This is a genomic window from Pseudomonas sp. MWU12-3103b (assembly GCF_023100615.1).
GTDB classification, from domain to species: Bacteria; Pseudomonadota; Gammaproteobacteria; order Pseudomonadales; family Pseudomonadaceae; genus Aquipseudomonas; species Aquipseudomonas putida_A.
In genome coordinates, this window is sequence record NZ_JALMEY010000009.1 from 221,497 (window position 1) to 248,395 (window position 26,899).

General features: G+C 61.1%; 21 protein-coding genes and 1 tRNA gene. 8 read left to right on the top strand and 14 right to left on the bottom strand.

Features of this window, described 5'->3' with window-relative positions; translation table 11 throughout:
- Positions 1-2 precede the first annotated feature (2 nt).
- Genes M0808_RS16080 through M0808_RS16090 form a run of 3 tightly spaced genes read left to right on the top strand, consistent with a single transcriptional unit; the run spans position 3 to position 1,698 of the window.
- Positions 3-662, top strand: coding sequence for a hypothetical protein (locus tag M0808_RS16080; RefSeq protein WP_247841840.1), 660 nt, complete (start codon positions 3-5; stop codon positions 660-662).
- Complete coding sequence (locus M0808_RS16085) at positions 659-1,180, top strand: hypothetical protein (protein WP_247841841.1); 522 nt, start codon at positions 659-661, stop codon at positions 1,178-1,180. The genes M0808_RS16080 and M0808_RS16085 overlap by 4 nt, the downstream gene beginning before the upstream one ends.
- A complete protein-coding gene (locus M0808_RS16090; RefSeq protein WP_247841842.1) occupies positions 1,177-1,698 on the top strand; it encodes a hypothetical protein in 522 nt (173 codons plus the stop codon). Before M0808_RS16085 ends, M0808_RS16090 begins: the two co-directional genes overlap by 4 nt.
- A gap of 49 nt (positions 1,699-1,747) precedes the next feature.
- On the opposite strand, the gene M0808_RS16095 is transcribed toward M0808_RS16090, so the two are convergent.
- The 7 genes from M0808_RS16095 to fdnG all read right to left on the bottom strand — a co-directional run bounded on the left by M0808_RS16095 (position 1,748) and on the right by fdnG (position 10,960).
- A tRNA-Sec gene (locus tag M0808_RS16095) sits at positions 1,748-1,843 on the bottom strand.
- Between the two features lie 7 nt (positions 1,844-1,850).
- On the bottom strand, positions 1,851-3,767 hold the full coding sequence (gene selB, locus M0808_RS16100; protein ID WP_247841860.1) for a selenocysteine-specific translation elongation factor: 1,917 nt from the start codon (positions 3,765-3,767) through the stop codon (positions 1,851-1,853).
- Positions 3,764-5,176, bottom strand: a complete 1,413-nt coding sequence (gene selA / locus M0808_RS16105) for an L-seryl-tRNA(Sec) selenium transferase (RefSeq protein WP_247841843.1) — start codon at positions 5,174-5,176, stop codon at positions 3,764-3,766. The genes selB and selA overlap by 4 nt, the downstream gene beginning before the upstream one ends.
- A 190-nt stretch (positions 5,177-5,366) precedes the next feature.
- Complete coding sequence (gene fdhE, locus M0808_RS16110) at positions 5,367-6,293, bottom strand: formate dehydrogenase accessory protein FdhE (RefSeq protein ID WP_247841844.1); 927 nt, start codon at positions 6,291-6,293, stop codon at positions 5,367-5,369.
- A gap of 3 nt (positions 6,294-6,296) precedes the next feature.
- Entirely contained in the window at positions 6,297-6,962 is a 666-nt protein-coding gene (locus M0808_RS16115; RefSeq protein ID WP_003224974.1) for a formate dehydrogenase subunit gamma, read from the bottom strand.
- On the bottom strand, positions 6,959-7,894 hold the full coding sequence (fdxH, locus tag M0808_RS16120; RefSeq protein ID WP_247841845.1) for a formate dehydrogenase subunit beta: 936 nt from the start codon (positions 7,892-7,894) through the stop codon (positions 6,959-6,961). The genes M0808_RS16115 and fdxH overlap by 4 nt, the downstream gene beginning before the upstream one ends.
- A complete protein-coding gene (gene fdnG, locus M0808_RS16125) occupies positions 7,895-10,960 on the bottom strand; it encodes a formate dehydrogenase-N subunit alpha (protein ID WP_247841846.1) in 3,066 nt (1,021 codons plus the stop codon).
- A 320-nt stretch (positions 10,961-11,280) separates the two neighbouring features.
- Between fdnG and M0808_RS16130 the strand changes: the two genes are divergently transcribed.
- The 4 genes from M0808_RS16130 to M0808_RS16145 all read left to right on the top strand — a co-directional run bounded on the left by M0808_RS16130 (position 11,281) and on the right by M0808_RS16145 (position 15,342).
- A complete protein-coding gene (locus M0808_RS16130; protein ID WP_247841847.1) occupies positions 11,281-12,435 on the top strand; it encodes a PatB family C-S lyase in 1,155 nt (384 codons plus the stop codon).
- Between the two features lie 215 nt (positions 12,436-12,650).
- Entirely contained in the window at positions 12,651-13,508 is an 858-nt protein-coding gene (locus M0808_RS16135; protein ID WP_097087464.1) for a glucose 1-dehydrogenase, read from the top strand.
- 6 nt (positions 13,509-13,514) lie between these two features.
- Complete coding sequence (locus tag M0808_RS16140; RefSeq protein ID WP_247841848.1) at positions 13,515-14,858, top strand: cation:proton antiporter; 1,344 nt, start codon at positions 13,515-13,517, stop codon at positions 14,856-14,858.
- Between the two features lie 187 nt (positions 14,859-15,045).
- A complete protein-coding gene (locus M0808_RS16145; protein WP_096796774.1) occupies positions 15,046-15,342 on the top strand; it encodes a hypothetical protein in 297 nt (98 codons plus the stop codon).
- Positions 15,343-15,396: 54 nt separating this feature from the next.
- Here M0808_RS16145 and M0808_RS16150 read toward each other — a convergent pair whose 3' ends face one another.
- The 4 genes from M0808_RS16150 to M0808_RS16165 form a co-directional block, all read right to left on the bottom strand.
- Complete coding sequence (locus M0808_RS16150) at positions 15,397-15,933, bottom strand: hypothetical protein (protein ID WP_047597231.1); 537 nt, start codon at positions 15,931-15,933, stop codon at positions 15,397-15,399.
- Between the two features lie 66 nt (positions 15,934-15,999).
- Positions 16,000-17,922: a PAS domain-containing sensor histidine kinase gene (locus tag M0808_RS16155; protein ID WP_247841850.1), complete on the bottom strand. Its 1,923-nt coding sequence runs from the start codon at positions 17,920-17,922 to the stop codon at positions 16,000-16,002.
- Positions 17,923-18,009: 87 nt separating this feature from the next.
- A complete protein-coding gene (locus M0808_RS16160; protein ID WP_247841851.1) occupies positions 18,010-20,286 on the bottom strand; it encodes an ATP-dependent DNA helicase in 2,277 nt (758 codons plus the stop codon).
- Positions 20,283-21,935 carry a VRR-NUC domain-containing protein gene (locus M0808_RS16165; protein ID WP_247841852.1) on the bottom strand — a complete coding sequence of 551 codons (1,653 nt, stop codon included), beginning with the start codon at positions 21,933-21,935 and terminating at the stop codon, positions 20,283-20,285. The genes M0808_RS16160 and M0808_RS16165 overlap by 4 nt, the downstream gene beginning before the upstream one ends.
- Before the next feature lie 205 nt (positions 21,936-22,140).
- Between M0808_RS16165 and M0808_RS16170 the strand changes: the two genes are divergently transcribed.
- Positions 22,141-22,365, top strand: a complete 225-nt coding sequence (locus tag M0808_RS16170) for a YgdI/YgdR family lipoprotein (RefSeq protein WP_027612790.1) — start codon at positions 22,141-22,143, stop codon at positions 22,363-22,365.
- Between the two features lie 119 nt (positions 22,366-22,484).
- Here the strand turns inward: M0808_RS16170 and M0808_RS16175 are convergent, their stop codons facing one another.
- The 3 genes from M0808_RS16175 to M0808_RS16185 form a co-directional block, all read right to left on the bottom strand.
- On the bottom strand, positions 22,485-22,859 hold the full coding sequence (locus M0808_RS16175) for a hypothetical protein (protein WP_247841853.1): 375 nt from the start codon (positions 22,857-22,859) through the stop codon (positions 22,485-22,487).
- 238 nt (positions 22,860-23,097) lie between these two features.
- Positions 23,098-24,951, bottom strand: coding sequence for a polyurethanase (locus M0808_RS16180; protein ID WP_247841854.1), 1,854 nt, complete (start codon positions 24,949-24,951; stop codon positions 23,098-23,100).
- A 216-nt stretch (positions 24,952-25,167) separates the two neighbouring features.
- A complete protein-coding gene (locus tag M0808_RS16185) occupies positions 25,168-26,856 on the bottom strand; it encodes a polyurethanase (RefSeq protein WP_247841855.1) in 1,689 nt (562 codons plus the stop codon).
- Between the last annotated feature and the right edge of the window lie 43 nt (positions 26,857-26,899).

A 26,899-nucleotide genomic window follows, 5' to 3' on the forward strand; every position in this document is an offset into this window, starting at 1 on the left:
GGATGTTCATGTTTCATGTCTTCAAAATAGTGGTCGCCGGCCTGCTGGCCTCGCTGCTCAGTGGTTGTATCACCGAAAGCGCGTCATGGGTCAGCGAACCATTGCAGGCCAAGGCCAATGAGCCTGTGGCTTATCTGATCGGGTCTATCGGGCCGCGCTCGCTCAAACTGTCTCCGGCGGATAACCAACGCCTGTTTATACGCAAACGTGGCTCCCAGTACGGCGCTGCCGGTATCTGGAAAATGGCCGGTGCCTATTCAACGCCGCAGGATATTCAGGACGCTAACGGTGCCGCGAGTGTCTTCGTCCTTGCTTTGAAACCGGGCGACTACGAGTTCTACGATTTCCAGTTCTTCTCTGCGCGATACACACCGGGGCTTGGCACCGTTTACAGTTCGATGGAAGCGCGTGAGAAATTCAACCTGCCGCTACGTCTTGAAGCCGGAAAAGCCTATTACATGGGCGAATATCGCTCGCTCTGCCTCAACGGCATCGGCTGCACCTTCCTCTGGCGCGATCAGCGCGCCCGTGACGCCGCGATCGCCCAGCGCCAGGTTCCCGGACTACCGCCTCTGCAATCGCTGAAGCTCGATCTGAAAAGCGCCGAACCCTATATTTTTGCCGATACCCCGCCGGGTGTTGCCGCGGACATCAAACCATGAAAAAAATCACCACGCTTGCCACCGTCGCTCTGCTGGCCGGTTGTACCGCCACCAACACCTTGCCAGAGCGCACACTGGCCGACGGACAGGATTATCTGGCACCGATCCACGTCATGATCGACGACCCTCTGCAGTCTTCGTCGTTGCGCAATCATCTGCGCGAAACTGGCGTATTTCGCAACGTCGAAACCGGGTCCGGCCAAAACGATGCGTACAACGTCCAAGTCAAATTGAACATGCAACGCGAGTTCCCGCCGTTCCCGGTGGTGTTGTTGAGTTGTGCCACACTGTTCGTGCTGCCGCTTTCGAAGGAATACGACACGCAGGCCGAGTTCTCGGTGTATCAAGGCGACAAGCGCCTCAAGCAGTACACCTATCGCAATAACACCCAGAAATACACCTGGTTGCTCGACCAGGGTGGCGAGCTGGAAGGACAGAACCTCAGCCGTATTGCACGGGCCTTTGCCCAGGACGTTCAACATGACCGGCTGATCCCTGTCGTGGGAAGTGCCCAATGAAGCTGGCCTTGATCAAGAACGGCGCCCTGCTCAGTGCGCTAATGGCACTCGGCGGTTGCGCCAACACCCTGCCGCCTCTCGATTATCACGCTACGCAAGCCTATGTGCCGGTGACGTTGAGCCTGGGCCCGGCCAATACCCGGCACGAAGAATATCGTCAGCGTGAAACCATTTCTGCATTGAAAGACTCCGGTGCGTTTTCCATGCTCGACGGCGGTTACACCCGCAACGGCTACAGCCTGCTGATTACCCAGCCGTGGTCGGGCGAAACCCATTATCTGGCCATGTTCAATGTTCTGACCCTGTTCACCCTCCCAGTGCCTTATCACTACCAGGACAACTTGCGCAGCTCGGTCTTCAAGGACGGTAAACTGCTCAAGACCTATAACTATTCCCGCGAAGGCTGGAGCGTGTTGGCTTGGTACGTGCCGATCCCGGACAACAAGAACAAGCAGCAGATGCTGGATCAGTTTCTGGGAGAGTTGGAGAAGGACAAGCTGATTCCCTATCAGCCTTGACCGTTGCGCCGCGACAGCAAGCATCACTGCGGCGAGGACGGGAATTTATTGGCGGAAGGCAGCCGGAGTCGAACCTGCCCGGGAACGGATGCCGTCCCCAACCGGGTTTGAAGCCCGGCCGCGCCACCGGGCGCGATTGCCTTCCTTTGAACTCAGGGTGCGTCGGCACTGGCCAGCGCGTTGTCATGGCGGATCACTCGGGATTCGCCGATGCGTCGGGTCAGGCCGAGGCGGTCGAAGTATTCCAGGTACTGAATACAGCGTTTGCGTCCCAAGCCTAGCGCATCACGGAAGGTTGTCACCTGGATCGACGGATTTTCCTGTTCCAGTTGCAACAGAATGTTGGCCATGCGCCGCAGTTGCCCGTCAGACAGAAACAGATCGCGCACCACTTGGTGCATCAATCCCAAGCGCGCCAGTTTGCGCAACAGCAGGCGCACCATCGCATCTTCCACGCCCAACACTTTGGCGACATCACGTACCCACGGCGGATCAAACCCGGCCTGCTCGAACAGCGGCTGCATGCGCTGCCACAGGGTTTCGTCTTCAGCACTCAAACGCACCTGATGATCGGGCAAATGCAACCACGGCCCGCTGGCGTTGATCGATCCGGCGGCGCGCAGTTCTTCCAGCAGGCTGACGAAGGTCGAACGTTCCAGCGCCAAACCGCTGAAGCGGCGCAGGCGGTCGCGATCCGGTCCCATCTGGTCCGGTTCCAGCTCATGCAATTTCGCCAGTTGCTCCAGCAGGGTGAACTTCAACTGCCCCCAGCGCTGCAAGTTGAACAGCACCGGGCCTTGGCGGGTGTCGATCAGGCGCACGTTGGCCGGTAGCGCCCAGTCTTCACGCGGGCGATTGAACTGGCGCTCAATTCGTTGCGGATCGAGGCCGCCAGCGCTGTGGTCGAGCAACAGCGGCAGCGCTTGTTCAAGACTATCGCTGCCCACCAGCGCTTGCAGTTGTGCCAGCCGCTCCGGGCTGCGACGTTGACGGGCCGGGGCGAACGGGTCAAGCACCTGGCCACCGCCGAGGGTGCGTTGCGCGCTGTGGTCACGCAGGATCAGGCGATCGCCCTTCACCGCGTGCACCGGGGCGTTGATCAGCAATTGCGCGAACATGCGCTGACCGGGACTCAAGCGCGGGCCTTCGAGCAACGCCACGCGGGCGATGACGTCTTGCGTACCGAGGTGCACATGCACCGGGTGAAAGTGCTCGAAGGTGCGCTCACCGGGCAGCAGTTGAAATTCGATATCGACCCGTTGCGTCGGTGCGTGCAGCCATTCGGCCAACAGCCATTGGCCGCGATGGATCTGCTCCAGGGTCAATCGATCGCCACTGATGTTCAGCGCCACCCGTTGCCCGGCGAAGGCCTGCTCGGCGGGCTGGTTTTGCGCGTGCAGTCCTCGCACCCGCACCGATTTCCCGGACGGCCCGAGGGCCAGTTTGTCCCCGACACCCACCGTGCCCGACAACGCCGTGCCGGTGACCACAATCCCGGCCCCGGCAACGCTGAACGCGCGGTCGATGGCCAGGCGCAAACCACCGTCGCGACTGCGCTCATGCACTTCGCCTTGGATCTGCAGCAAGCTCTGGCGCAGTTCATCGACGCCCTGCCCGGTCACGCTCGACACCGCCAGCGTCGTCGCATCGGCGAATGGCCCGGCTTCGAGCAGATCGAGAACCTGGCGCTGCACCTCCTCCACCCTGCCCGCTTCAACCCGATCGCATTTGGTGATCGCCACCAGCGCCCGGGGAATGCCCAGCAATTGGACAATCGCCAGATGCTCGCGGGTCTGCGGCATCACCCCGTCATCCGCCGCCACCACCAGCAACACCAGATCGATGCCCTGCGCGCCGGCGAGCATGTTGTGGGTGAATTTCTCGTGGCCCGGCACATCGATGAATCCGGTCAGCCCGGCACCGGCTTCCAGCTCCGCGTAGAGATAACCGAGGTCGATGGTCATTCCGCGCTCGCGCTCCTGCGGGCGGCGGTCGCCGGTTTGCCCGGTCAGCGCTTGCAGCAGCGAGGTCTTGCCGTGGTCGATGTGCCCGGCGGTGCCGACGATCACGACTCGACCTGCAACTGCGGCAACTGCGCCAGCCACGTCGGCTCGTCGTCGAGTTGGCGTAGATCGAGCCACAGCGCGTCGTCGTCAATTCGACCCAGCACCGGAATCGGCAAATTGCGCAACGCAGCTTCCAGATTCAGCAGACAACGCCCGCGCAAACGCTTGGACACTTGCGGGCGCAAGCACAGCGCCGCACTCGGCAACCGCGCCACCGGTTGGCTGCCGCTGCCGATCATGCCCAAGGCCTGCACGGCGCTGACCTGCCACGGTTCGCCCAAGACTTCGGCCATCGCCGGTTGCAAACGGCAAGCCTGGGCGAGAATGTCGGCTTGGGGGCGAGTCAACAGCCGCAAACTCGGCAGACGTTCGGCGAGGCGATCCGGGTCGCGATACAGACCGAGCACCGCTTCCAGCGCGGCCAGGGTCAACTTGTCGACCCGCAAAGCACGCTTCAACGGATTTTTCTTGATCTTCGCGATCAAGTCTTTGCGCCCGACAATCAACCCGGCCTGCGGCCCGCCGAGCAATTTGTCACCGCTGAAGGTGACGATGTCCGCACCATCGAGCAGCGCCTGGCGCACTGTGGGTTCCGCCGGCAGACCCCAGCGGGTCAAGTCCAGCAGACTGCCGCTGCCCAGATCCTCCAGCAGCGGCAAGCCGTGCCGATGGGCCAGCTCGGCCAGTTCGGCGGTGGGCACCCGGGCGGTAAAGCCTTCGATGCTGTAGTTGCTCGCATGCACGCGCATGATCAAACCACTGCGCGGGCTGATCGCTGCTTCGTAGTCGCGGGCGTGGGTGCGGTTGGTGGTGCCGACTTCATGCAGGCGCACGCCGGCGCGGGCCATGATGTCGGGGATGCGGAACGCGCCACCGATTTCGATCAGTTCGCCGCGCGAGATGATGCCTTCCTTGCGCGCGCCGAGGCTGTTCAGCGTCAGCAACACCGCAGCGGCATTGTTGTTGACCACGGTGACGGCTTCGGCGCCGGTCAGTTCGCGGATCAGGCCTTCGATCAGGTCATCACGATCACCGCGTTTGCCACTGGCCAGATCGAATTCCAGATTGAGCGGGTAACGTGCGGCCATCTGCACCGCGTCGATGGCCTCTTCGGGCAGCAAGGCGCGACCGAGGTTGGTGTGCAGCACCGTGCCGGTCAGGTTGAACACTCGCCGAACGTTGCTGCGCTGTTGCTGGGTCAGGCGCTCGCCGACGCGGCCGGCGAGCACTTCGGGGCTGATTTCAATGGCAGACAGTTGACCTTGCAACACGCTGAGCCGCAGCTCATCAAGCAACTGCCGCAAGCCGCTCAGCAACGCCTCACGGCCATAACGCTCGGCCAGCGGCAGACAGGCCGGGTGACGCAACAAACCATCAATGGAAGGCAACCGCAGGGCAACACTCGAAGACATCAGCCACTCCCGAAAACAAGACTCTCCGGCATGACCTGACGCAACGCGTCTAAATACAGCACACCGGCCCCCAATTGTGGGAGCGGGCTTGCTCGCGAATGCGGTGAGTCAGCCACAAATGATCTGACTGACACGGCCCCTTCGGGAGCAAGCCCCTCTCACAAGTTTTTCAGGAGTGTAGACGCTCTGGTCATTCGTCTCCCGGCGCCAGCATCAGATTCGGTGCCAGACGCTGAAAACCGTCCTGCGCCAGACGCATGTCGAGCAGCAGGCTGCTGAGATCCGCCGACAACGCTTCGCCTTCGGCATCGTTCTCCAGATACACCAGTTTCAGGTAGCTGTTGCAGCTGGGGCACACCTCCGCGCGAATCGGCGCCTGATTGGCGGCGTGGCGATCGTCCTCCAGGCTCAGGTAATCGAGGCCTTTACTCGACTCGCAATACACGCACTTGACCCGCACCACGTGCCATTCGCAGGCGCACAACGAACACACCAGATAGCGCAGGCCGTTGTGTTTGCCGCGATGGCGGATCACCCCGGCCATCGCCGGTGAACCACAGCCCGGGCACTGGCTGAGGCTGTCGCCGGGTTTCAGTTGCAGGTTCGGTGCGCTGAGCAGCCAGTGGCTCCACGCCGCTTGCAACCCGGCGCCGAGAAACGGCACCAACTGTGCCGGCACCATCGAAAATTGACCGCTGACCAACGCCACCGCCCACGCACGCAACTGGCCGGCACTGGCGCCGCGCAGTGTCGCGAGCGCGTCGACTACGGCGGGTTGATCGGGCGCCACGTAACGTTGCAATAAAGCATCCAGATAAGCCCGCCAAACGTCTTCGCGAACCAGTGTGTCGGCAGCAAACGGCGGCAACCCATGCAACTGACAGGCTTCGATCCTTTGCTTATCAAACGGTGCCGTCAGCGGTGGATCGTCGAAAACCTGCTGCTGAGCCCGGCACAATCCGGCGATCAGCCGCAGGTAATCGGCCAGCGGATGCCCCTGAGCCAATTGCTCCAGACGCTGGGCGCGCAGGGTGAACAGATTGTGCGGCGGCAGGTGCAGAAACGGCGGCGAACTGGCCGCCGCTTCGATTTCCCCGGGTTCAAGAATGGTTGCCAAAAGTCAGCCCTTTTTGGTGATCGGTCGCTCCGGCACGTCCGGATTGCGTTCATCGCGGGTGATGTCGCGATACCACAGTTCGTGGTGTTTCCTCGCCCAGGCGCGGCTGACCCAGCCATGCAGCATCGCGTCCACCGAACCCTTGATCCACAGGCCGGCGTAGATGTGCACGATGATGCTGAGGATCAGCACAAACCCGGCCAGTGCATGCAGGAGCATGGCCCAGCGAATCACGGTGATGCCGAAGTACGCGCTGAAATAAGCACGCCAGATCACCAGCCCGGTGAACAGCAAACCGAGCATGCACAGCAGTAAAGTCCAGAACAGCATCTTCTGCCCGGCGTTGTACTTGCCCACCGGCGGCACGCTTTCTTCATCGTTGACCAGCACCCGGTCGATGCGGCGCATCCACTTCCAGTCGTTGTCGATGAAGAAGTTCGCGCGCCAGAAGCGGAATACCAGGCCGAGGAACAACACGAACATCAGCACGCCCATGAATGGGTGCAGAATCCGCGTCCACGGCCCGCCGCCGAACAGGTGGGTCAACCAGAACATCGACGGATGAAACAACGCCAGCCCGGACAGCCCGGCCATGAAGAACAGAATCGCCACCAGCCAGTGATTGGTGCGCTGGTTGGCGGTGTAGCGCAGGATCGTCTTGTTGCTCATGGCCGGTCCTCCCCGCGTGGATCGAAAGTGTGCACCGCCGGATCGACAACGTGCACCGAAGTATCCGGTGGCGCCGGATGGTCATCCTCTTCGGTGCGATTCGGCCCGATGCGCACATAGTGGAAGAAACCGGCGAGCACCGCCGCACCCATCGCCAGCAGGCCCAGCGGTTTGCTGATGCCTTTCCACAAGCCCACCAGCGGGCTGATGGCCGGCGCCTCTGGCAACCCGGCGTAGATCTTTGGTGTGTCGGCGTGGTGCAACACATACATCACGTGAGTGCCGCCGACGCCTTCCGGGTCATACAGCCCGGCGTTGTCGAAGCCACGGCTTTTCAGGTCGACGATGCGTTCGGCGGCGTGTTCCTTCATGTCTTCCTTGCTGCCGAAGACGATGGCCCCGGTCGGACAGGTTTTCACGCACGCCGGTTCCAGCCCTACCGCGACGCGGTCAGAACACAAGGTGCATTTGTAGGCCTTGTGATCCTTCTGCGAAATCCGCGGAATGTTGAACGGGCAACCGGTGATGCAATAACCGCAGCCGATGCAGTGATCCTGATCGAAATCGACGATGCCGTTGGCGTGCTTGATGATCGCCCCGGGACTGGGGCATGCCGCGAGGCACCCAGGTTCGGCGCAATGCATGCAGCCGTCCTTGCGGATCAGCCACTCCAGGTTGCCGGCGTCGGTTTCGTGTTCAGTGAAGCGCATCAAGGTCCAGGTTTCTGCGCTCAGGTCCTGCGGGTTGTCGTAGGTGCCATGGTTGTGGCCGACCTCGTCGCGCAGCTCGTTCCATTCCGAGCAGGCGACCTGGCAGGCCTTGCAACCAATGCATTTGGTGGTATCGATCAGTTTGGCCACGGCCTCCTGATTCCTCACCGAGGGCGGCACCGTGGTGGTGGCCGAGCGGGCAATGATGTCTTGGCTGGCCATTTACAGTTTCTCCACGTTGACCAGGAATGACTTGGATTCCGGGGTCTGTGTGTTGCCATCGCCGAGGAACGGCACCAGGGTGTTGGTCAGGTAACCGTGACGCGTCTGGCCGGTGAATCCCCAGTGCAGCGGGATACCGATCTGATGCACCACCTGGCCGTTGACCTGCAGCGGCCGGATGCGTTTGGTCACCACCGCCACCGCCTCGATGAACCCGCGCTTGCAGCTGACCCGCACCCGATCTCCGGCGGCGATGCCCTTCTCCTTCGCCAGCACTTCGCCGATTTCGACGAACTGCTCGGGCTGGGCAATCGCATTCAACTTGCAATGCTTGCTCCAGAAGTGGAAGTGCTCGGTCAACCGATAACTGGTGCCGGCGTACGGGAAGTCCTTGGCTTCGCCGAGGCTTTCCCAGACCGAATCGAAGATCCGCGCCGCCGGGTTGCTGGTGGCTTTCTTGTTTTGCGGGTGCAGCGGGTTGATGCCGATCGGCGTTTCGAACGGCTCGTAGTGCTCGGGGAATGGCCCTTCGTTCATCTTGTCGACGGCGAAGAACCGCGCCACGCCTTCGGGGTTCATGATGAACGGGTTCATCCCCGCTTCCGGCGGCACATCGGCCTTGTAGTCCGGCACATCGGTGCCGCCCCAGGCCTTGCCGTTCCACCATACGAGGCGCTTTTTCGGATCCCACGGCTTGCCGGCGACGTCCGCTGAAGCGCGGTTGTAGAGGATCCGCCGGTTGGCCGGCCACGCCCAGGCCCAGCCCTGATGCTGATGCATGCCATACGGATCGGCATTGTCACGCCGGGCCATCTGGTTGCCGGCCTCGGTCCAGCTGCCGGCGAAGATCCAGCAACCGGACGCGGTGCTGCCGTCGTCCTTGAGCAACCCGAACCCGGCCAGTTGCGAGCCGGCCTTGACCGCCACGCCGCTGGCATCGGTGAAGTCGACCATGGCGCTGCCATTGATCTCTTTGGCCAGCTCCTCCGGCGATGGCTCGTCGGGGATCTTGTATGGCCACGACAGGTTCAGCAGCGGATCGGGGAACTTGCCGCCCTCGGCCTGATAACGTTTGCGCAGACGCAGGAACAGTTCGCTCATGATGCGGATGTCGGTTTGCGCTTCACCGGGGCCGTCGGCGCCTTTCCAGTGCCATTGCAGCCAGCGGCTGCTGTTGACCAGCGAGCCGTCCTCCTCGGCAAAGCACGTGGTCGGCAGGCGAATCACTTCGGTCTGGATCTCGGCGCTTTTCACATCGTTGTACGGCCCGACGTTTTGCCAGAACTCCGAGGTTTCGGTGGCCAGCGGATCCATCACTACCAGCCATTTGAGTTTGGCCAGCGCAGCCATCACCCGGTTCTTGTCCGGCAACGCAGCGATCGGGTTGAAGCCCTGGCACATGTAGCCGTTGACCTTGCCCTGGCTCATCAGGTCGAACATCTTCAGGACGTCGTAGTTGGGGATATCCAGTTTCGGCAGGTAGTCGTAATTCCAGTTGTTCTCCGGCGTCGCGTTGGCGCCGTACCACGACTTCATCAGGCTGACGTGGAATTTGCTGTAGTTCTGCCAGTAGGACAACTGCCCCGGACGCAACGGCATTTGCGTACGCTTTTTGATAAAGGCGTTGTAGTCCTGCTCGCCATCGCCACCCAGAGTCAGATAGCCCGGCAGCGAGTTGGACAACAACCCGAGGTCGGTCAGGCCCTGAATGTTCGAGTGCCCACGCAAGGCATTGACCCCGCCGCCCGGCATGCCGACGTTGCCCAGCAGCAGTTGCACCATCGCCGCACTGCGGATGATCTGTGCGCCGATCGAATGTTGCGTCCAGCCGAGTGCATAGAGGATGGTCATGGTTTTGCCCGGCGTGGAGCACGTGGCAATCTCATCCCAGATTTTCTGCATGGCATCGACCGGCATCCCACATATCTGGCTCGCCAGCTCAATGTTGTAGCGGCTGTAATGCTGCTTCATCAATTGATAGACGCAGCGCGGATCCTGCAGGGTCGGGTCGACCTTGACGAAGCCATCCTCACCCAACTCGTAACCCCAGCCGGATTTGTCGGTGTAGCTGCGTTTGGCCGCGTCGTAGCCGCTGAAGATGCCGTCTTCAAAGCCATAGCCGGCTTTGACGATGAACGACACGTCGGTGTAGTTGCGCACGTATTCGTGCTGGATCTTGTCCTGAGTCAGCAGGTAATTGATCAACCCGCCCATGAAGGCGATGTCGGTACCGGTACGGATCGGCGCGTAATAGTCGGCCACTGAAGCGGTCCGGGTAAAACGAGGGTCGACCACGATCAGCCGGGCAGCGTTATGCGCCTTGGCCTCGGTCACCCATTTGAAGCCGCACGGATGCGCTTCTGCTGCGTTGCCACCCATTACCAGGATCAGATTCGCGTTGGCGATATCGGTCCAGGTGTTGGTCATGGCTCCACGGCCGTACGTCGGGGCAAGACTTGCCACCGTCGGGCCGTGTCAGACACGCGCCTGGTTATCGAACCCCAGCATGCCGAGACTGCGAATCACCTTCTGGGTGATGTAACCGGCTTCGTTGGACGCTGCCGACGCGGCGAGGAACCCGGTGGTCAGCCAGCGATTCACCGTTTGCCCGGTGGAATTTTTCTCGATGAAGTTGGCGTCGCGGTCGGCCTTCATCAGGTCGGCGATGCGATCCAGTGCTTCATCCCAGCTGATCCGGGTCCATTCGCTGCTGCCGGGCTTGCGCGTTTGCGGATACAGCAAGCGGCCCGGGCTGTGAATGAAGTCCAGCAGGCCCGCGCCTTTTGGACACAGGGTGCCGCGGTTGACCGGGTGGTCGGCGTCGCCCTCGATGTGAATGATATTTTGCGCGACGTTCTTCGCGGCATCGCCCTGGCTGTACATGATCAACCCGCAACCGACCGAGCAATACGGGCAGGTGTTGCGGGTTTCATGGGTGTGGGCAAGCTTGAAGTGACGCACCTGCTCGGCGAAGGCCAGCGTCGGGGCCATGCCCAACGCGCCCAGGCTAGAGCCTGCAAGGCCGATACCGGCGACCTTGAAGAATTGACGACGGCTGAGATCCATCGTGCACTCCTGATCAGGTGGAACCCGGTACTTGAGCCGGGCTTTTTCTGGACAAACACGGTTACGGCAGAATGCCTGCCGGCTTTTTCACTGTAGACAATGACCACACACTCTGTGTGAAAACCGACCGTCGGCCGTTTGTCGGTCTATTCGCCAACGAACACAAAACCCTGTGGGAGCTGGCTTGCCAGCGAAAGCGGTGGATCAGTCAACACTAATAGCGACAGTGACGACGCCATCGCTGGCAAGCCAGCTCCCACATGGGTCGCGTTGCGCTTAGAATGGCGCCCAGGACCCATCCCGCCTTCACGAGACCGCGCATGACTTTCGATTTTGATCAGCTATTCGACCGCCACAACACCGGCAGCACCAAGTGGAGCCGCTACCCGGCCGATGTGTTGCCGATGTGGGTCGCTGATATGGATTTCGCCGCGCCACCGGTGATCATCGAGGCGTTGCAGCAGCGTCTGCTGCACCCACTGGTGGGTTACAGCGTGGCGCAGGACAACTTGCGTGAGGCGATCGTCGCCGACCTGTGGGACAAGTTCGCCTGGAAGGTCAAACCGCAGGAGCTGATCTTCCTGCCGGGCGTTGAATCCGGTTTCAACATGGCTTTGAAAGCCCTGGTACAGCCGCAGCAGAACGTCGTGGTGCAAGTGCCGAACTACCCGCCGCTGCGGCATGCGCCGGGGCATTGGGGGCTGAACAAGGTCGAGCTGGAATTCATCCCCCAGGCCGATGGCACTTACGCCACGCCGCTGGAGACCCTGCGCGAATCGCTGAACGGTGGCGGCGCCCTGCTCTTGAGCAACCCGCACAACCCGATCGGCAAGGTGTTTGGCCGTGAGGAGCTGCAAGCCGTAGCGGATATTTGTGCAGCACAGGACGCCTGGATCATCTCCGACGAGATCCACGCCGAGCTGTGCTTCGACGGCCGCGTGCACATTCCGACCGCGTCCCTCAGCCCGGAAATCGCCAAGCGCACCATCACCCTGATGTCGGCGAGCAAGGCCTACAACATCGCCGGCCTCAAGACCTCGTTCATGATCATCCAGGACGCCGCCCTGCGCGAACGCGTCAACCACGCCCGTTGCGGCATGGTCGACAGCGTCAACCCGCTGGGCATGGAAGCCACCCGCGTCGCCTACAGCGAAGGTGCGCCGTGGCTGGCCGAACTGAAAACCTATCTGCAGGCCAACCGCGACTGGCTGGTGGATGCAGTGCGCAGCCGCTTGCCGGGCGTGATGATCAATGTGCCGCAGGGAACCTATCTGGCGTGGCTCGATTGCTCGGCGCTGGACCTGGACAATCCGCAGCAGTTCTTCCTTGAACAGGCCAGGGTCGGTCTGAGCGCCGGTCTGGACTTCGGCGATCAGCACCAACAGTTCGTGCGCCTGAACTTCGGCTGCCCGCGGTCGTTGCTCGAAGAGGGCATCAGCCGCATGGAGCGCGCCCTGACCCAGCGCAATACCTGAAACACAGATGATCCCCTGTGGGAGCGAGCTTGCTCGCGAATGCGGTGGTTCAGTCAACATTGATGTCGGCTGACACTCCGCCTTCGCGAGCAAGCTCGCTCCCACATTGGTTTTGCATTTCCAAGTCTGAAAGACCAGCGCAAATCCGATCGAACTCACGGCAAACCGTCCAGGTCAACCACCCATACCTGCCCTGAGAACCTCGGAGATCTGTGATGACCGATTACCCAAAACCACCCTTCCCCGCACAAGCCCAAGCCGTCCCCGGTGCGCAAAGCAAAATGCAGCCGTACCCCGACTGCGGCGAGCAAAGCTACGTCGGCTCCGGGCGGCTGGCTGGCAAGATTGCGCTGATTACCGGTGCCGACAGCGGCATTGGCCGCGCGGTGGCGATTGCCTTCGCCCGTGAAGGCGCTGACGTGGTCGTGGCTTATCTGAATGAACACGACGATGCCAAAGAGACCGCACGCTGGGTTGAACAGGCAGGCCGCCAGTGCCTGTTGCTGTCCGGCGATCTCGCGCACAAGGCCCACTGCCAGGAACTGGTGGACAAGACCGTCGAACGCTTCGGGCGCATCGACATTCTGGTCAACAACGCCGCGTTCCAGATGACCCACGAAACCTTCGAAGAAATCCCCGACGAAGAATGGGTGATGACCTTCGACGTCAACATCACGGCGATTTTCCGGTTGTGCCAGGCAGCGATCAAACACATGCGCCCCGGCGCGTCGATCATCAACACCAGCTCGGTCAACTCGGACATGCCCAAACCGACCCTGCTGGCCTACGCCACCACCAAGGGCGCGATCGCCAACTTCACCGGCGGACTGGCACAGATACTCGGGCCAAAAGAAATCCGCGTGAACTGCGTGGCCCCCGGACCAATCTGGACGCCACTGATCGTCTCGACCATGCCCGATGAAGAGGTGCAGAACTTCGGCAGCGAAACCCCGCTCGGGCGCCCCGGACAACCGGTGGAAGTGGCGCCAATCTATGTGCTGCTCGCCTCCGATGAAGCCAGTTACATCACCGGTCAGCGCTATGGCGTCACCGGCGGCAAGCCGATGTTGTAAGCCTCCATGAGCTTTGTCATCTGGGTCGCGGTGCTTGGCGCGGTGTTGCTGACCCTCGCGCTGACCTCGTCGTACCTGCGCTGGATGCCGGTCACCACTTCGGCCGTGTGCCTGCTGCTGGGGATCGGCATCGGCCCCAGCGGTCTGGATTTACTGAAACTGTCACTGGAAAACGCTTCCGTATGGATGGAGCACCTCACGGAAGTGGCGGTGCTGTTTTCGCTGTTTGTCTGCGGGCTCAAGCTGCGTCTGCCGCTGCGCGACAAGCGTTGGCGGATTGCGTTCGGGCTGGCCGGCCCGGTGATGGTCTTGACCATCGCCGGGGTCAGCGTGTTGCTGCACTGGGGCCTGCAACTGTCGTGGGGGCCGTCGCTGCTGATCGGGGCGATGCTGGCGCCGACCGACCCGGTGCTGGCCGCGCTGGTGCAGGTCAACGATGCGCGGGATGTCGACAGCGTGCGCTTCGGTCTGTCCGGTGAAGCCGGGCTCAACGACGGCATCGCGTTCCCGTTCGTGATTCTCGGCTTGCTGCTGTTGCAGGCCGATGCGCAACCCGGCGCCTTGACCGATTGGGTACTGCACGGATTACTCTGGGCGGTGCCGGTCGGTTTGCTGACCGGTTACTGGATGGGTCGCGGCATCGGTCGGTTGACCCTGTCGCTGCGCATCCGTAACGACGACAGCACCCTGAGCCCGAATGATTATCTGGCGCTGTCGCTGATTGCCCTGGCTTACGTCGGCGCAGATGCGATTGGCGGTTATGGTTTTCTGTCGGTATTCGCCGCCGGCCTCGGCTTGCGTCAGGAAGAAGTCAAATCCACCGGCGCCAGTCAGCCGCCCGCCGAACATCTGGTGCAACCGGTGGTAGGCCATCAGAACATCGAACCGCAGCACGCGGTGCACGGTGATACCGAACGACTGGAAAGCAGCCAGGTCGCCGCCGGCATCATGATGGGCGACATGCTCTCATTCGGCAGTCTGGTGGAACGGGCCATGGAAGTGTTTCTGGTGACCCTGCTCGGTGTGGTGCTGGTGCCGCATTGGGACTGGCGGGCGTTGGTCATTGGCGCAGTGCTGTTCTGCGTGGTGCGTCCGGCCTGCGTCGCGTTGATGCCTTGGGGCACTTTGCTCGACGGTGGTCAGCGGCTGTTGATCGGTTGGTTCGGCATTCGCGGGATCGGCAGTCTGTTCTATCTGTTTTATGCCTTGAACCATGGCCTCAGTCCTTCAGCCGCGACGTTGTGCACCAACATCACCCTGTCCGTGGTAGCGCTGAGCATTTTACTGCATGGCATCAGCACCCAGCCGCTGCTGGCGCGCTACGAACAACGGCAAAAACGAAAAAACTGATTTTTCCGGGGGCAATATGTCGGGAAATCCATCGAAGTTTTTTCTGAAAATAAATGGATCCCTCGGCCAAAACCGACAGTCACAACCATAACCCCTCGCTGGATGCACTCGGCGGGGTCCGGCAGGTTCGGTTCCCCTGCGGCTTGCAGCCCATGAAGAGGAATCTTTGGATAACAAGGTCACGGTCATGAAAGAATGCTCGACTCCTGCACAAATCAAGGCTTGCAGGGCTTTGGCCCTGGAACGCAATCGTCAACTGTTCGAAGATGCCCACGCCCTCAACCGAGCGGCTTACGAGCTGCTGGAAGCGGACAATCTGGACCTCGAACAGTTTGAGCACTATCGAGCAATGCGCCGCAAAGCCGATGCGAAGTTCGAGGAAGCCATCGATCATTTGTGCGTCCTCAACGAAGACTTCCCGCCGATTCCAATGTCACCGCATCACTCGCAGGAATTGCGTCGGCAACTTGAAACCGTCGAATAAAGCACACAAGAAAAAGCCCGGCAGCGATGTCCGGGCTTTTTCTTTGGGCGGCGTTCAGCCCCCAGGGTTGGTCACCTGAATGAACACCGCGTAAGCCCCGAGCAGGATCCAGAACGTGGCGAAAATCCATGGCGTGCGCACCGAAAACAACAGCGACTTGCGATAGCCCTTGTGGCTCGACTCCATTTCACTGAACAGCGGCGACTCGTCGTAAGCCATGCCCATGATCGGCTCGCTGCGCAACAACTCGCTCTGCTTGTAGTGCCAGTGATCGATGATGTCGTACGCCGCACGAATCCCCGGCCACGCATTGAGCGAACTGAGCAGCCCGAGCAGTGCCAGAAACGGCGGCACCACCAGCGTAAACAGCTTGCCCCACTCAGGGTTGAGGTTGGCCATGCACGAGGCAAAGGCAATCACCAGAAACGACTGCGCCGCCAGATAGGCGTCAGTGCGGTTGGCGAGGATGCTGGTTTCGTACTGGATTTCCTTGCGATAGAAGTCCAGCCGTTCCTTGGGTGAGCCGAACATCTTGGCATCGTGTTCGGTCAGGTGCTCTTCAGCGCTGGGCTGAGTCAGTATGCGGGGCAAGGGACGCGCACTCCGTGGCGGGGAAACCTTTTAGAAGGCCCTCGCCACGGACAAGTTCAGGCGGATTCACTTCATCGACTGCGCGATGATTTCCACCAGGTTGAGCTGGGTGAATGGCTTGGGCAGACGCGGCAATTGCGCGGCAAAGCCTTCCAGACGTTCGGCGTAACCGGTGGCCAGAATGATCGGCAGATCCGGCTTGAGCAAACGCACCGCATGCGCCAGTTGCGCGCCGCTCATCTGCGGCATGGCCATGTCGGTGATCATCAGATCGATGACTTCGCCCTGCTCGAACAACGCCAGCGCCCTGGCACCGGACGTGGCGCTGATCACGCGATGGCCAAGGTCTTCGAGCAGCAGCGTGGTGCTGGTCATCACCAGCGAATCGTCATCCACCACCAACACACTGAGGCGTGGCACCAACACCGGTTTGACCGCCGGGTAGAGGTTTTTTGCCGTCTCCCCGGCCAGCGCCACCGGTATCCACATTTCAGCGCGGGTGCCATGGCCTTTTTCGCTCTTGAGAATGAAACGGCCGCCCAGTTGCTCGATAAAGCCATGCACCATCGACAGGCCCAGCCCGGTGCCCTTGCCCACGCCCTTGGTGGTGAAAAACGGATCCCTGGCCGAACCCAGCGTGGCTTCGTCCATGCCCTCACCCGTGTCGATCACGCTCAGGCACACATAGCGTCCCGCCGCCATTGACGAATGGCTTTGCTCAAGCACGACTTCCGGCTGCGCGCAAATGCACAGGCTGCCACCGTCGGCCATGGCGTCGCGGGCGTTGGTCGCCAGATTGAGCAACGCCAGTTCCAGTTGGTTGCTGTCGGCCAGCACCGGTTGCAGATCCTCGGGAAAGCGTGTCTCGATGCGAATCCCGGGGCCTATCGAGCTGCGCAACAGTCCGGTGATGCCTTGCACCAGTTGCGGAATATCGACCGGCTCGGTCTTGAGTTCCTGACGGCGGGCGAAGGCCAGCATGCGTTGAGTCAGCGATACGCCACGCAATGCACCCTGCGTGGCGTTTTCCAGCAGACGACTGTTTTTCGGGTCGTCACCGATGCGTTTTTGCAGAATCTCCAGATTACCCAGAATCACCGTCAGCAAATTGTTGAAGTCATGGGCGATGCCGCCGCTGAGCTGACCGATGGCCTGCATCTTCTGCGCTTGGAACAATGCTTCGCGGGTCTTTTCCAGCGCCACTTGCGACTCATGGGCTTCGGTGACATCGCGGGTGATCTTGGCAAACCCGAGCAGCGTGCCGGTTTCGCCGCGAATGGCATCGACCACCACGTGGGCCAGAAACCGCGTGCCATCCTTGCGCATGCGCCAGCTCTTGTTCTCGAAACGGCCCTCGCGGGTGGCAATCTCCAGCGCCCGTTGCGGTTCGCCGGCCACGCGGTCTTCAGGGGTGTAGAAAATCGAAAAATGCTGGCCGATGATTTCTTCCGGCTGGTACCCCTTGATCCGCTGGGCGCCCTGATTCCAGTTGCTCACACGACCTTCGGGGCTGAGCATGTAGATCGCATAATCGGTGACACCCTGCACCAGCAGGCGAAACTGCTGTTCGCTTTGCTTGAGGGTTTCCTCGGCCATCTTGCGGTCGGTCAGGTCACGGGTGATCTTGGCATAGCCGAGCACTTTGCCGTTGGGATCAATGATCGGATCGATGACCACGTGGCACCAGAAGCTGGTGCCATCCTTGCGCACCCGCCAGCCTTCGCCTTCGAACCGTCCTTCGTGCAGCGCCGTGTCGAGCGCGCGTTGCGGCAGGCCCGCCGCACGATCATCGGCGGTATAGAAGCGCGAGAAATGCTCGCCGAGAATTTCCGCCTCTTCGTAGCCCTTGAAGCGTTTCGCACCGGAGTTCCAACTGGTGATGATGCCGTCCGGGTCGATCATGTAAATCGCATAATCGACCACCGCATCGATCAGCAGACGAAAACGCATCTCCTCGATCGCTGCAGTTTTGCTCGGGTTGTCACTCATCAGGTTCACCGCTGGTTTTCATTAGCGCAAGTATGCGGCAATCCGGCGCCATGGGAAGGTGCAAACGCGCTTCTATTCACGGCGTGATCAATGGGTTGATTGAGGGTCGGTGCCGAGCGACCACCAGCGTGGCAGCAGTTGCTGAATGCGCGGTTCGGCGAAGCGGTCATCGATCAGCATCACCACGCCACGATCTTCACGGGTGCGGATCACCCGCCCGGCGGCCTGCACCACTTTCTGCACGCCCGGATACAGATAGGTGTAGTCGTAACCGGCGCCGAAAATCGCCGCCATGCGCCGTTTCAACTGTTCGTTGACCGGGTTGAGCTGGGCCAGCCCCAGGGTCGCAATGAACGCGCCGATCAGCCGTGCTCCGGGCAAGTCGATGCCCTCGCCAAACGCACCGCCCAACACGGCGAAGCCAATGCCCTGACTGTCGGCGGTGAACTGATCGAGAAACGCCTGCCGCTGTCCTTCGGCCATGCCCCGGGACTGCTGCCACAGATTGATCTGCGGATGGCGTTCGGCGAGCAGCGTCAGCACCTGTTGCAGGTAATCGAAGCTGCTGAAGAACGCCAGGTAATTGCCCGGGCGCTCGCTGAACTGGCGGGCGATCAGCTCGACGATCGGTTCCAGCGACGCCTGGCGATGATTGAAGCGCGTGGAGATACGGCTGACGATCTGCACTTGCAGCTGTTCGGCGCTGAAGGGTGATTCGACGTCTATGCATACCGTGTCGGCGGGCGTGCCGAGCAGATCGGCGTAATAGCGTCGCGGGCTCAGCGTCGCCGAGAACAACACGCTGCTGCGCGCTGCTTTCAGCCGCGGGCCGATGAACGCCGCCGGCACCACGTTGCGCAGGCACAACTGCGACAGCGGTCGCTTGCGCTCGAGGTCGCGCTTGCTGATGTCGAACAGGTAATGCTCGTCGAACAGTTCCGCCACCCGGCCAAACTGCAGCATGTCGAAATAGAAGGTTTGCAGCGCGCTGTCGAGTCCCTGCGGATGATCATTGAGGTAGTCGCCGATGGCCGCGCTGCACAACGACACCGCTTGCAGCAGTTTCTCCGGGGCCTTGTCGTAGGCCTGATACGGCGCCAGTTGCGGCTGATGCAGCGCGTTCCATTCACGGTTGACCCGTTGCAGGGATTTTTTCAGCACCTCGGGAGCGCTCTTGCGCACACTGGCCAGCGCGGCCTGATCGAGACTGGCGCTGTACATCGAGCGCCCGCGTTCGACCAGGTTGTGCGCTTCATCGGCCAGCACCGCGACTTTCCACTGATTGAGCTGGGCCAGACCGAACAGCAACGCACTGAAATCGAAGTAATAGTTGTAGTCCGCCACCACCACGTCGGCCCAACGGGCCATTTCCTGGCTCAGGTAGTACGGGCAAACCGTGTGCTGGCGAGCCACTTCGCGCATCGCCGCCTGATCCAGCAGATTGATCCGGCTGGCCGCTTCACGGGCGGCGGGCAGGCGATCATAGAAACCCTGGGCCAACGGGCAGGATTCACCGTGACAGGCTTTGTCCGGGTGTTCGCAGGCCTTGTCGCGGGCGACCATCTCCAGCACCCGCAACGGCAAGCGTTCAGACTGATCGAACAACACCTGACTGGCATCCAGCGCCAGTTTGCGCCCCGGGGTCTTGGCGGTCAGGAAGAACACCTTGTCCAGTTGCTGCGGCGCCAGCGCCTTGAGCATCGGGAATAGCGTGCCGAGGGTCTTACCGATCCCGGTGGGCGCCTGGGCCATCAGGCAGCGGCCGGTGCTGACCGCTTTGAACACCGATTCGGCCAGATGCCGCTGGCCGGGGCGAAAGTCGGCGTGGGGAAAGCTCAATTGCTGCGCGGCCAGATTGCGCGCCTCGCGATGGGCCATTTCCTGCTCGGCCCAGTTCAGGAACAACCGGCATTGCTGTTCGAAAAAATCCTGCAAGGCTGGAACATTGAAGGACTCGACCAGACAGGTTTCCTTTTCGCTGACGATGTCGAAATACACCAGCGCCAGATTGATCTGCGCAAGCTCCAGCTTGCGACACATCAGCCAGCCGTAGATTTTCGCCTGCGCCCAATGCAACTGCCGATGGTTGGCCGGTTGCTTGCTCAGGTCACCGCGATAGGTTTTGACTTCTTCCAGACAGTTCTGCGCCGGGTCATAGCCGTCCGCCCTGCCCCTGACCTTCAACTGCAGAAACTCGCCTTCCAGTGCCACTTCGCTTTGGTATTTGTCGCTGCGCCGCGAGGCCACGGTGCGGTGCCCGAGCATGCCTTCGAGGGCTGTCGGCGAAGGGGTAAAACGCAGGTCGAGGTCGCCGGTCTTGGCGGTGAACTCGCATAGGGCACGGACGGCAATGCTGTAGCTCAAGCGCTCTGCTCCGCCCATTGCACGTAGCACACGGCGACCGGCATCTGGTGTTGGTGGCAAAATTCCAGCCAGCGCAGTTGGTTGTCCTGCAAGCGGTCACCGGGGCCTTTGACTTCGATCATCCGGTAGGTCTTGTGCTGCGGCCAGAACTGGATCAGATCCGGCATGCCGGCGCGATTGGCCTTGATGTCGAGCAGCAGGCGATTGAACCAGTGCTTGAGGTGTTCCGCCGGCAAACACGCCAGCGCCTGCTCCAGCAGTTGCTCATTCAACGCGCCCCAGAACACGAACGGCGACTGCACGCCCCATTTGGCGGCGAAGCGCTCACGAATGGTCGCCGCATAACGGCCGTCGTCGAGTTGGTCGAGACAGGCCTGGAACAGTTCGGCGCGGCGTTGCTGAAAGTCTTCGTTGAGCAGATCCACCGGCCCGCGCTGGAACGGATGAAAGAACGCTCCCGGCAGCGGCGCAAAAATCGCCGGCCAGCACAACAGGCCGAACAGCGAGTTGATCAGGCTGTTCTCGACGTAGTGCACCGGGCCGCTGTCTTCGTGTAGATGCGCCTGCACGTAAAACTCCACCGACAATCCCGGATCAGTGCGCGGCAGTTGCAGATCGAGGCGCTCGACCGGGCGTGGCATTGCCCGTTTGAGCGGTGGCCCGCCGAGTTTGCGTCGCAGGCGGGGCAGCATCCGCTGCAGACTCTGCTGTTCGGCGGCGCTTTCCGGCGCCTGTTCGGCGAGAGTGGCAAGCTCCAGCGCCAGTGCGTATTCGCCACAGCGCTCCAGCACGCGGATCATTCGCTGACGGGCGCCGGGGTAGGCGCAATCGCGGTAAATGCTCAACGCCAGGGCGAACTCGGCGACGCGCTCGCAATACTGACCGATCTGGAACAGCACCTTGCCGCGCCGTCGCTGCAGCCACGGGTTGTCGAACTGCAACGCGCGGACCTGCTCGACAATGGGCTCCAACGGTTCACCGGCTTCGAAACGCAGTTGGCAATGATGCAGGAACAGGCAGGCGTCAACGTCTTCACGGCTGCGCAGGCCACGGGAGTCAGCGCAGAACTCGACTTTTTCGTAGGTAAAGATCCCGAGGTCGGCGAGGACGAATTCCGACCAGTCCTGATACAGGTTGCCGAAGAACATCAGACGCAGGCGGTCGCACAGGTCCATGATGGTCAGGCTGAGCAAGCGGTCGCCGAGCGTCGGTGCCCAATCGGAGAGGCTGCGCGACTCGCTGAATTGCTCGGCGAGCGCCGGCAGCCAGTCGTCCTTGCGGCCCTTGGGTTGCTCGATAAAGCTGCCGAACGCCTGCAGCAGCTCAGCCTTGAGCAACACGTCGAACACTTCGGGCATGCTCAATAAAGCCTGATCGTCGAGCCAGCCGTGACGCAACAACGGCTGCGCGGCGTTGCTGATGTCCCCGATTTCCGGGTAGTTGAGTTTGCCGAAGCGGAAATGCACGCCCTTGCGCATTATCATGCGCACCAGCAAACCCTGCGAAGCGCGTGGCAAGGCCTTGAAGTCGCGGATAAAGCCGTGCTCGGATTCGCTCATCACATCGGCATAGCGAAGCTCAAGCCAATCAAGCACTTGCCGGAAGTTGTTGAGGTAATAGAACGGATCGTCGAGCGGGTTGGCAGTCACGGTAATTCAGGGCCATGGCGAGCGAATACTGGTTATGCGTACAGATACCAGCTCTGCCCCGTCGCGTGCAAACGGAAAAAGATCAGTGGCAGCGGCAATCGGGATTTTTTCAGGGTGCCATCGAACTTTTCCCCGTTCGATGGCACCAACCGCGTTAGAGACCGAAGTCGGTCAATTGATATGGAATGAGGGATTTGAGGTGGGTATGAACATCAAGACTCTGGGTCTTCCCCTGGCGGTAGCAGCCTTCCTGGCATTGGGCGGCTGCTCGACACCGACCGTGGTGACCTTGCAGAACGGTACTCAGTATTTGACCAAGGACATGCCGAAAACCAAGAACAAGGACGGGTTCTATGAGTTCGAGGATATTTCCGGAACCAAGGTGAAAGTCCGCGGCGACGAGGTCGCGACGGTGCGCAAGGAAGACTGACACCCTGCTGTACGTGTAGGAGCTGCCGAAGGCTGCGATCTTTTGACTTTGTTTTTCAAGATCAAAATCAAAAGATCGCAGCCTTCGGGAGCTCCTACAGAAGGCAGTCAAAGCGTGGGTTATTCGGAAGCAGGCAAACCCACAATGCTGTGATCACAGCTGAAATACTGTTCACCCCGCCGTGCCAGCTCGGCTTGCAGACGTCGGCAGCGCTCTAGATCCTGCTGGGTCATTCGGTCAATGCTCAGATTGCCAGTGGCCTGCTGCTGTTTGCCGTCACCCAGGCGAATGGTCACGAACGGCTGTTCGGGCTGGATCTGAAACAGGCTTTTCTCTTCGACCGGCTCGGCTGCTTCGGTCTTCGCCGGTTTCGGCAATTGATCGCTACTGATGCCGTAGCGGCTCAGAATCGAGGTTTGAGGCAGATCGGCCCAGGCATTGGCCGATAACAGCGCCAGTCCGACAATCCCGGCATACCCCTTGAACCTTTTCACGTGTGCATCTCCTGTACTCAATGGCGGCTGGCTATAGAACGTGTGTGCACGTGCTGGCTTTAGGCCGCTTCTGCTGTTTGCAGAGCTTTTGAGTCAGGGTGTGGCTATCGAGTCACTTTTGATACCGAGTTGTGGCGAGGGAGCTTGCTCCCGCTTGAGCGCGTAGCGCTCACAAAATCTTCAGGGCCGCTTCGCGACCCAGCGGGAGCAAGCTCCCTCGCCACAGGTTACGGATGCATCAGGCGATCACAATTCCATCGGCACTGAGGCTATTCAGCGCCACCCCAACCAATGTCACCGAATCCCCGCCAAACTTCAGCACCGTGTCCTGCCCCACCATCGAGGCATGCGCGCGGAAGTCATCATTGGGCAACACACCCTGCACGCCAAGGAACACCAGTTTGTCGTTCGACGTAAAACCCACCACCCGATCCTGACCGAACGCGCCGTTGAACAGGAACGTATCCGCCCCGCCCCCCGATTCCATCAGGTCATTACCGGCGCCACCGACAAACACATCATTGCCGACGCCGCCAATCAAATGATCGTTGCCATCCAGACCAAACAACCAGTCACCGCTGGCATTTGCCTTGAGCGTATCGGCGCCATTGGTGCCTTTGACACTGGACTCATACTGGGTGACGTTGCTGCCGACCTTCAGACCGCTGGCCGTGACGCTGTGGATCACGTCGTCCTTGAACAGCCCCCAGAGAAACCCCGGCTCCTTGGTGACGATGCTGCCGATGTCGCGGGTGATGCTGATCCTGCCGTTGGCGTCGCGCACATACAGGTTGCCGGCGCCATCGTTGGCGAAGTCGAAAGTGTTCACCGATTTCTGCAAATCGAGGGTGTTGTTGCCGGCGCCACCGAGGATGACGTTGTAACCGCCAGCGTCACGGAAGGTGTCGTTGCCGGCGCGACCTTCCAAATAGTCATTGCCGCTGCCGCCCTGGATCAGGTCATTACTGTCACTGCCGATGATGAAGGTGCTGCCCTTGTGGGTTTCGGCGTTGCGGTTCAGATCCTGCACCCAGGTGTTGGCCCGCGCCGGGTCCGACAGGTTGGCGACGATGATCGTCGAGTCCTTGCTGGTCAGGTCGTAGAACTTCGACTCGATAATTCGGTTCATGCCGTCGCCGTAAGCGGTCGGCAGGTGCGAGATCCAGGTCGGGATATTGAGAATCGAGAACGGCAGCAGATTCCACGCGGTCGAGGCGTAGTGATCGTTGAAGCTGACGATGTTGTCGGTGGCCGATTCCTTGGGCGCGTCGTGCACGCCGACCGAGGCGCCGGTGAAGGTCGAGCCGTCGAGGGCGCGGAACACCGGATCGTTTTCGTAACCGACGTTGAGCACTTTGTCGGTGCTGCTCTGGGTCGGCGAGGCGTAGGCGATGTAGTTGGAATCGGCGAAGAACCCGCCCCACTTGCCGCCACTCAGGTCGGCCATGCTGTTGACCGCCAACCCGCCGAGGCTGTGGCCGCTGACCAGCACGTCCTTGCCGCTGAGGCCGTTGGCCTTGGCGAACGCCACCACGTCATTCAGTAGATTGCCGAACGCTTCGCCGACGTAATTCTTGGCGTAGTCCTTGGGACCGAACGCTGCCAGCAGGTCGTTGATCACGTCGCCGATGGAATCGAGGATCAGGTTTTCCCGCGGGCCGCTGGTGCCGCGAAAGGCGATGCCGATTTCGGTGAGATGGCCCTGGGCATCGTACTTGCCGAGGATTTCCACTTGGGCGGTGGTGTAACCGGCCTTCTCGCCGAAGAAGGTTCCGCGCGCGTCGGTCTTGCCGTCGTAGCCCAGTTGCGAGGCGGTGATCGGTGTCCAGCCAGCCTTTTTCACCGCGTCGAGGGCGAGTTTTTCCGAGTCGGGATTCCACGGAATACCGGGAATCACCCCTTGCGAATCGGTGCCGCCGAGCAGCGCGGTGACCAACGTGGCAGGCAGGCCGAGGCCGAAGCCGTTGTGCTGATAACCGGCGGCAAAGCCGTTATCGAGGTTGTGGTAGGAATACAGCGTGATCGCCATGGCATCGCTGAACAGCGCCTTGGAATCGGCTGTGCCGAAGTTCTTGTAGTCATACACACCCATTGCTATTGCCTCTCTTTTGTTGGAATTGTCAGAGATAGCTCACAGCCAGGGCGCCCCTCACGGGCACGCCCCGGAGCATTTCAGTACTACTTGCATTGCTTTTAACTGTAGGAGTGAGCCTGCTCGCGATGAGACCGTGTCAGGCAACATGGATGGAGACTGACTGACCGCGATCGCGAGCAGGCTCACTCCTACAGGGTTTGTCTTAACAAGGAGCTAGGCGAACACGAACGCCGAGTCCGACAGGTTAGCCACTCCCACCCCGACCAGGGTCACGGCATATTCGCCAATCTTCAGCACGGTATCGGCCCCCGACTGCACAGCATGCTGCTTGTAGTCGTAGCCCTGCCCCGCGCCTTCGACGCCCATGAACACCAGTTTGTCGCTGCCCTGGTAGCCATTGATCGCGTCGAAACCGAACGCACCGCTGAACAGGAAGGTGTTGTTGCCACCCACCGCCGTCATCACGTCGTTGCCGGCGCCTCCGACGAAGGTCACGTGGCCCTTGTCGCTGATCAGCTTGTCATCGCCACCCAGCCCGAACAGCCAGTCACCGTCGGCGCTGGCGTGTAGTGCGTTGCCATACGCATCGCCGTTGAGCGAATGGGTGTACTGGGTCAGTTCGCTGCCATTGGTCAAACCCTTGGCCGTGACACCCCAGGTGATTTCCTTGCTGCCCCACCACGAACCCGACTCCTTGCTCACCAGCGCGCCGATGTCGCGGGTCATGCTGATGCCGCCGTAGGCGTCGCGCACGTACAGCGTGCCGTCACCGTCGTTGGCGAAGCTGAAGTTCTGCAGCGGTTTCTGCAGCTCGAAGGTGTTGTGGCCCTGACCACCGAGGAGGATGTTGAAACCACCGTCATCGCGGAAGCGGTCATCGCCGCCCAGGCCTTCGAGGAAGTCGTTACCCGCCCCGCCCTTGAGCCAGTCGTTGCTGTTGGTACCGATGATGAGGGTGCTACCGGTGTGCGGCTCGCCGCTGCGCCCCAGATCCTCGACCCAGGTCTTGCCCCGGGACGATTCCTCAAGGTTGGAGACGATGAGGGTCGAGTCCTTGTGCGTGAGGTTGTAGAACTCCGAATCGATCACCCGGTTCAAGCCATCGGCATACCCGAGCGAGCTGTGGGCCGACCAGTTCAGCGGATTGACGATGCTGAACGGCACCAGGTTCTGCGCGGTGGACGCGTAGTTGTCGGTGAAATTGACGATGTTGTCGGTGGTCGACTCATGCGCCCCGTCGTGCTTGCCCAGCGAACCGCTGCTGAACGTGGTGCCGTCCAGTGCACGGAACACCGGATCGTTTTCGTAACCGATGTTCAGCACGTTGTTGCCGGTGCTGCTCTGGGTCGGCGAAGCGAACGCGATGTAGTTGGCATCCTTGAAGAAACCGCCCCAGTTGCTGGCACTCAACTCGGCCACGCTGTTGACCCCTAGCCCGCCGAGGCTGTGGCCACTGAACAGCACGTCCTTGGCGGCGATGCCGTTGGCGATGGCAAACGCGGCAACGGACTTGAGCAGGTTGTCGAAGGCATTTTTCGCGTAGTTGCTCGCGTAATCCGATGGCCCAATGGCGGCCAGCAGGTTGTTTTTCATGTCGCCGAAGGTGTCGCTGTAACCCAGACCGCCAGTGCCGCGAAAGGCCACGCCGATGCCGATCAGCTTGCCGCCGGCGTCGTACTTGCCGAGCACCTCGGCCTCGGCGCTGGTGAAGCCGTCCTTCTCGCCGAAGAACGTGCCTTGGGCGCCGACCTTGCCCTGATAACCCAGCGCCGTGGCGCTGAGCGGTTTCCAGGCGGTGGCCGGCAACGGCTGGCCGGTTGGCGTGTAGGCATACAGCGTCAGTGCGATGGCATCGCTGTACAACGCTTTGCCGTCGGCATTTTTATAATCGAACAATCCCATGTTGCGCTCTCTCTTCCTTCAAAACCGGCAGCCCCCAAAGGAC

Bases quoted from the DNA above. Each gene is read 5' to 3' on its own strand.
- M0808_RS16090 (WP_247841842.1), top strand. From the start codon at position 1,177: ATGAAGCTGGCCTTGATCAAGAACGGCGCCCTGCTCAGTGCGCTAATG.
- selA (WP_247841843.1), bottom strand. From the start codon at position 5,176: ATGTCTTCGAGTGTTGCCCTGCGGTTGCCTTCCATTGATGGTTTGTTG.
- M0808_RS16130 (WP_247841847.1), top strand. From the start codon at position 11,281: ATGACTTTCGATTTTGATCAGCTATTCGACCGCCACAACACCGGCAGC.
- M0808_RS16080 (WP_247841840.1), top strand. From the start codon at position 3: ATGTTCATGTTTCATGTCTTCAAAATAGTGGTCGCCGGCCTGCTGGCC.
- M0808_RS16155 (WP_247841850.1), bottom strand. From the start codon at position 17,922: ATGAGTGACAACCCGAGCAAAACTGCAGCGATCGAGGAGATGCGTTTT.
- M0808_RS16180 (WP_247841854.1), bottom strand. From the start codon at position 24,951: ATGGGTGTGTATGACTACAAGAACTTCGGCACAGCCGATTCCAAGGCG.
- M0808_RS16185 (WP_247841855.1), bottom strand. From the start codon at position 26,856: ATGGGATTGTTCGATTATAAAAATGCCGACGGCAAAGCGTTGTACAGC.
- M0808_RS16085 (WP_247841841.1), top strand. From the start codon at position 659: ATGAAAAAAATCACCACGCTTGCCACCGTCGCTCTGCTGGCCGGTTGT.
- M0808_RS16135 (WP_097087464.1), top strand. From the start codon at position 12,651: ATGACCGATTACCCAAAACCACCCTTCCCCGCACAAGCCCAAGCCGTC.
- M0808_RS16115 (WP_003224974.1), bottom strand. From the start codon at position 6,962: ATGAGCAACAAGACGATCCTGCGCTACACCGCCAACCAGCGCACCAAT.
- M0808_RS16170 (WP_027612790.1), top strand. From the start codon at position 22,141: ATGAACATCAAGACTCTGGGTCTTCCCCTGGCGGTAGCAGCCTTCCTG.
- M0808_RS16145 (WP_096796774.1), top strand. From the start codon at position 15,046: ATGAAAGAATGCTCGACTCCTGCACAAATCAAGGCTTGCAGGGCTTTG.
- fdxH (WP_247841845.1), bottom strand. From the start codon at position 7,894: ATGGCCAGCCAAGACATCATTGCCCGCTCGGCCACCACCACGGTGCCG.
- M0808_RS16140 (WP_247841848.1), top strand. From the start codon at position 13,515: ATGAGCTTTGTCATCTGGGTCGCGGTGCTTGGCGCGGTGTTGCTGACC.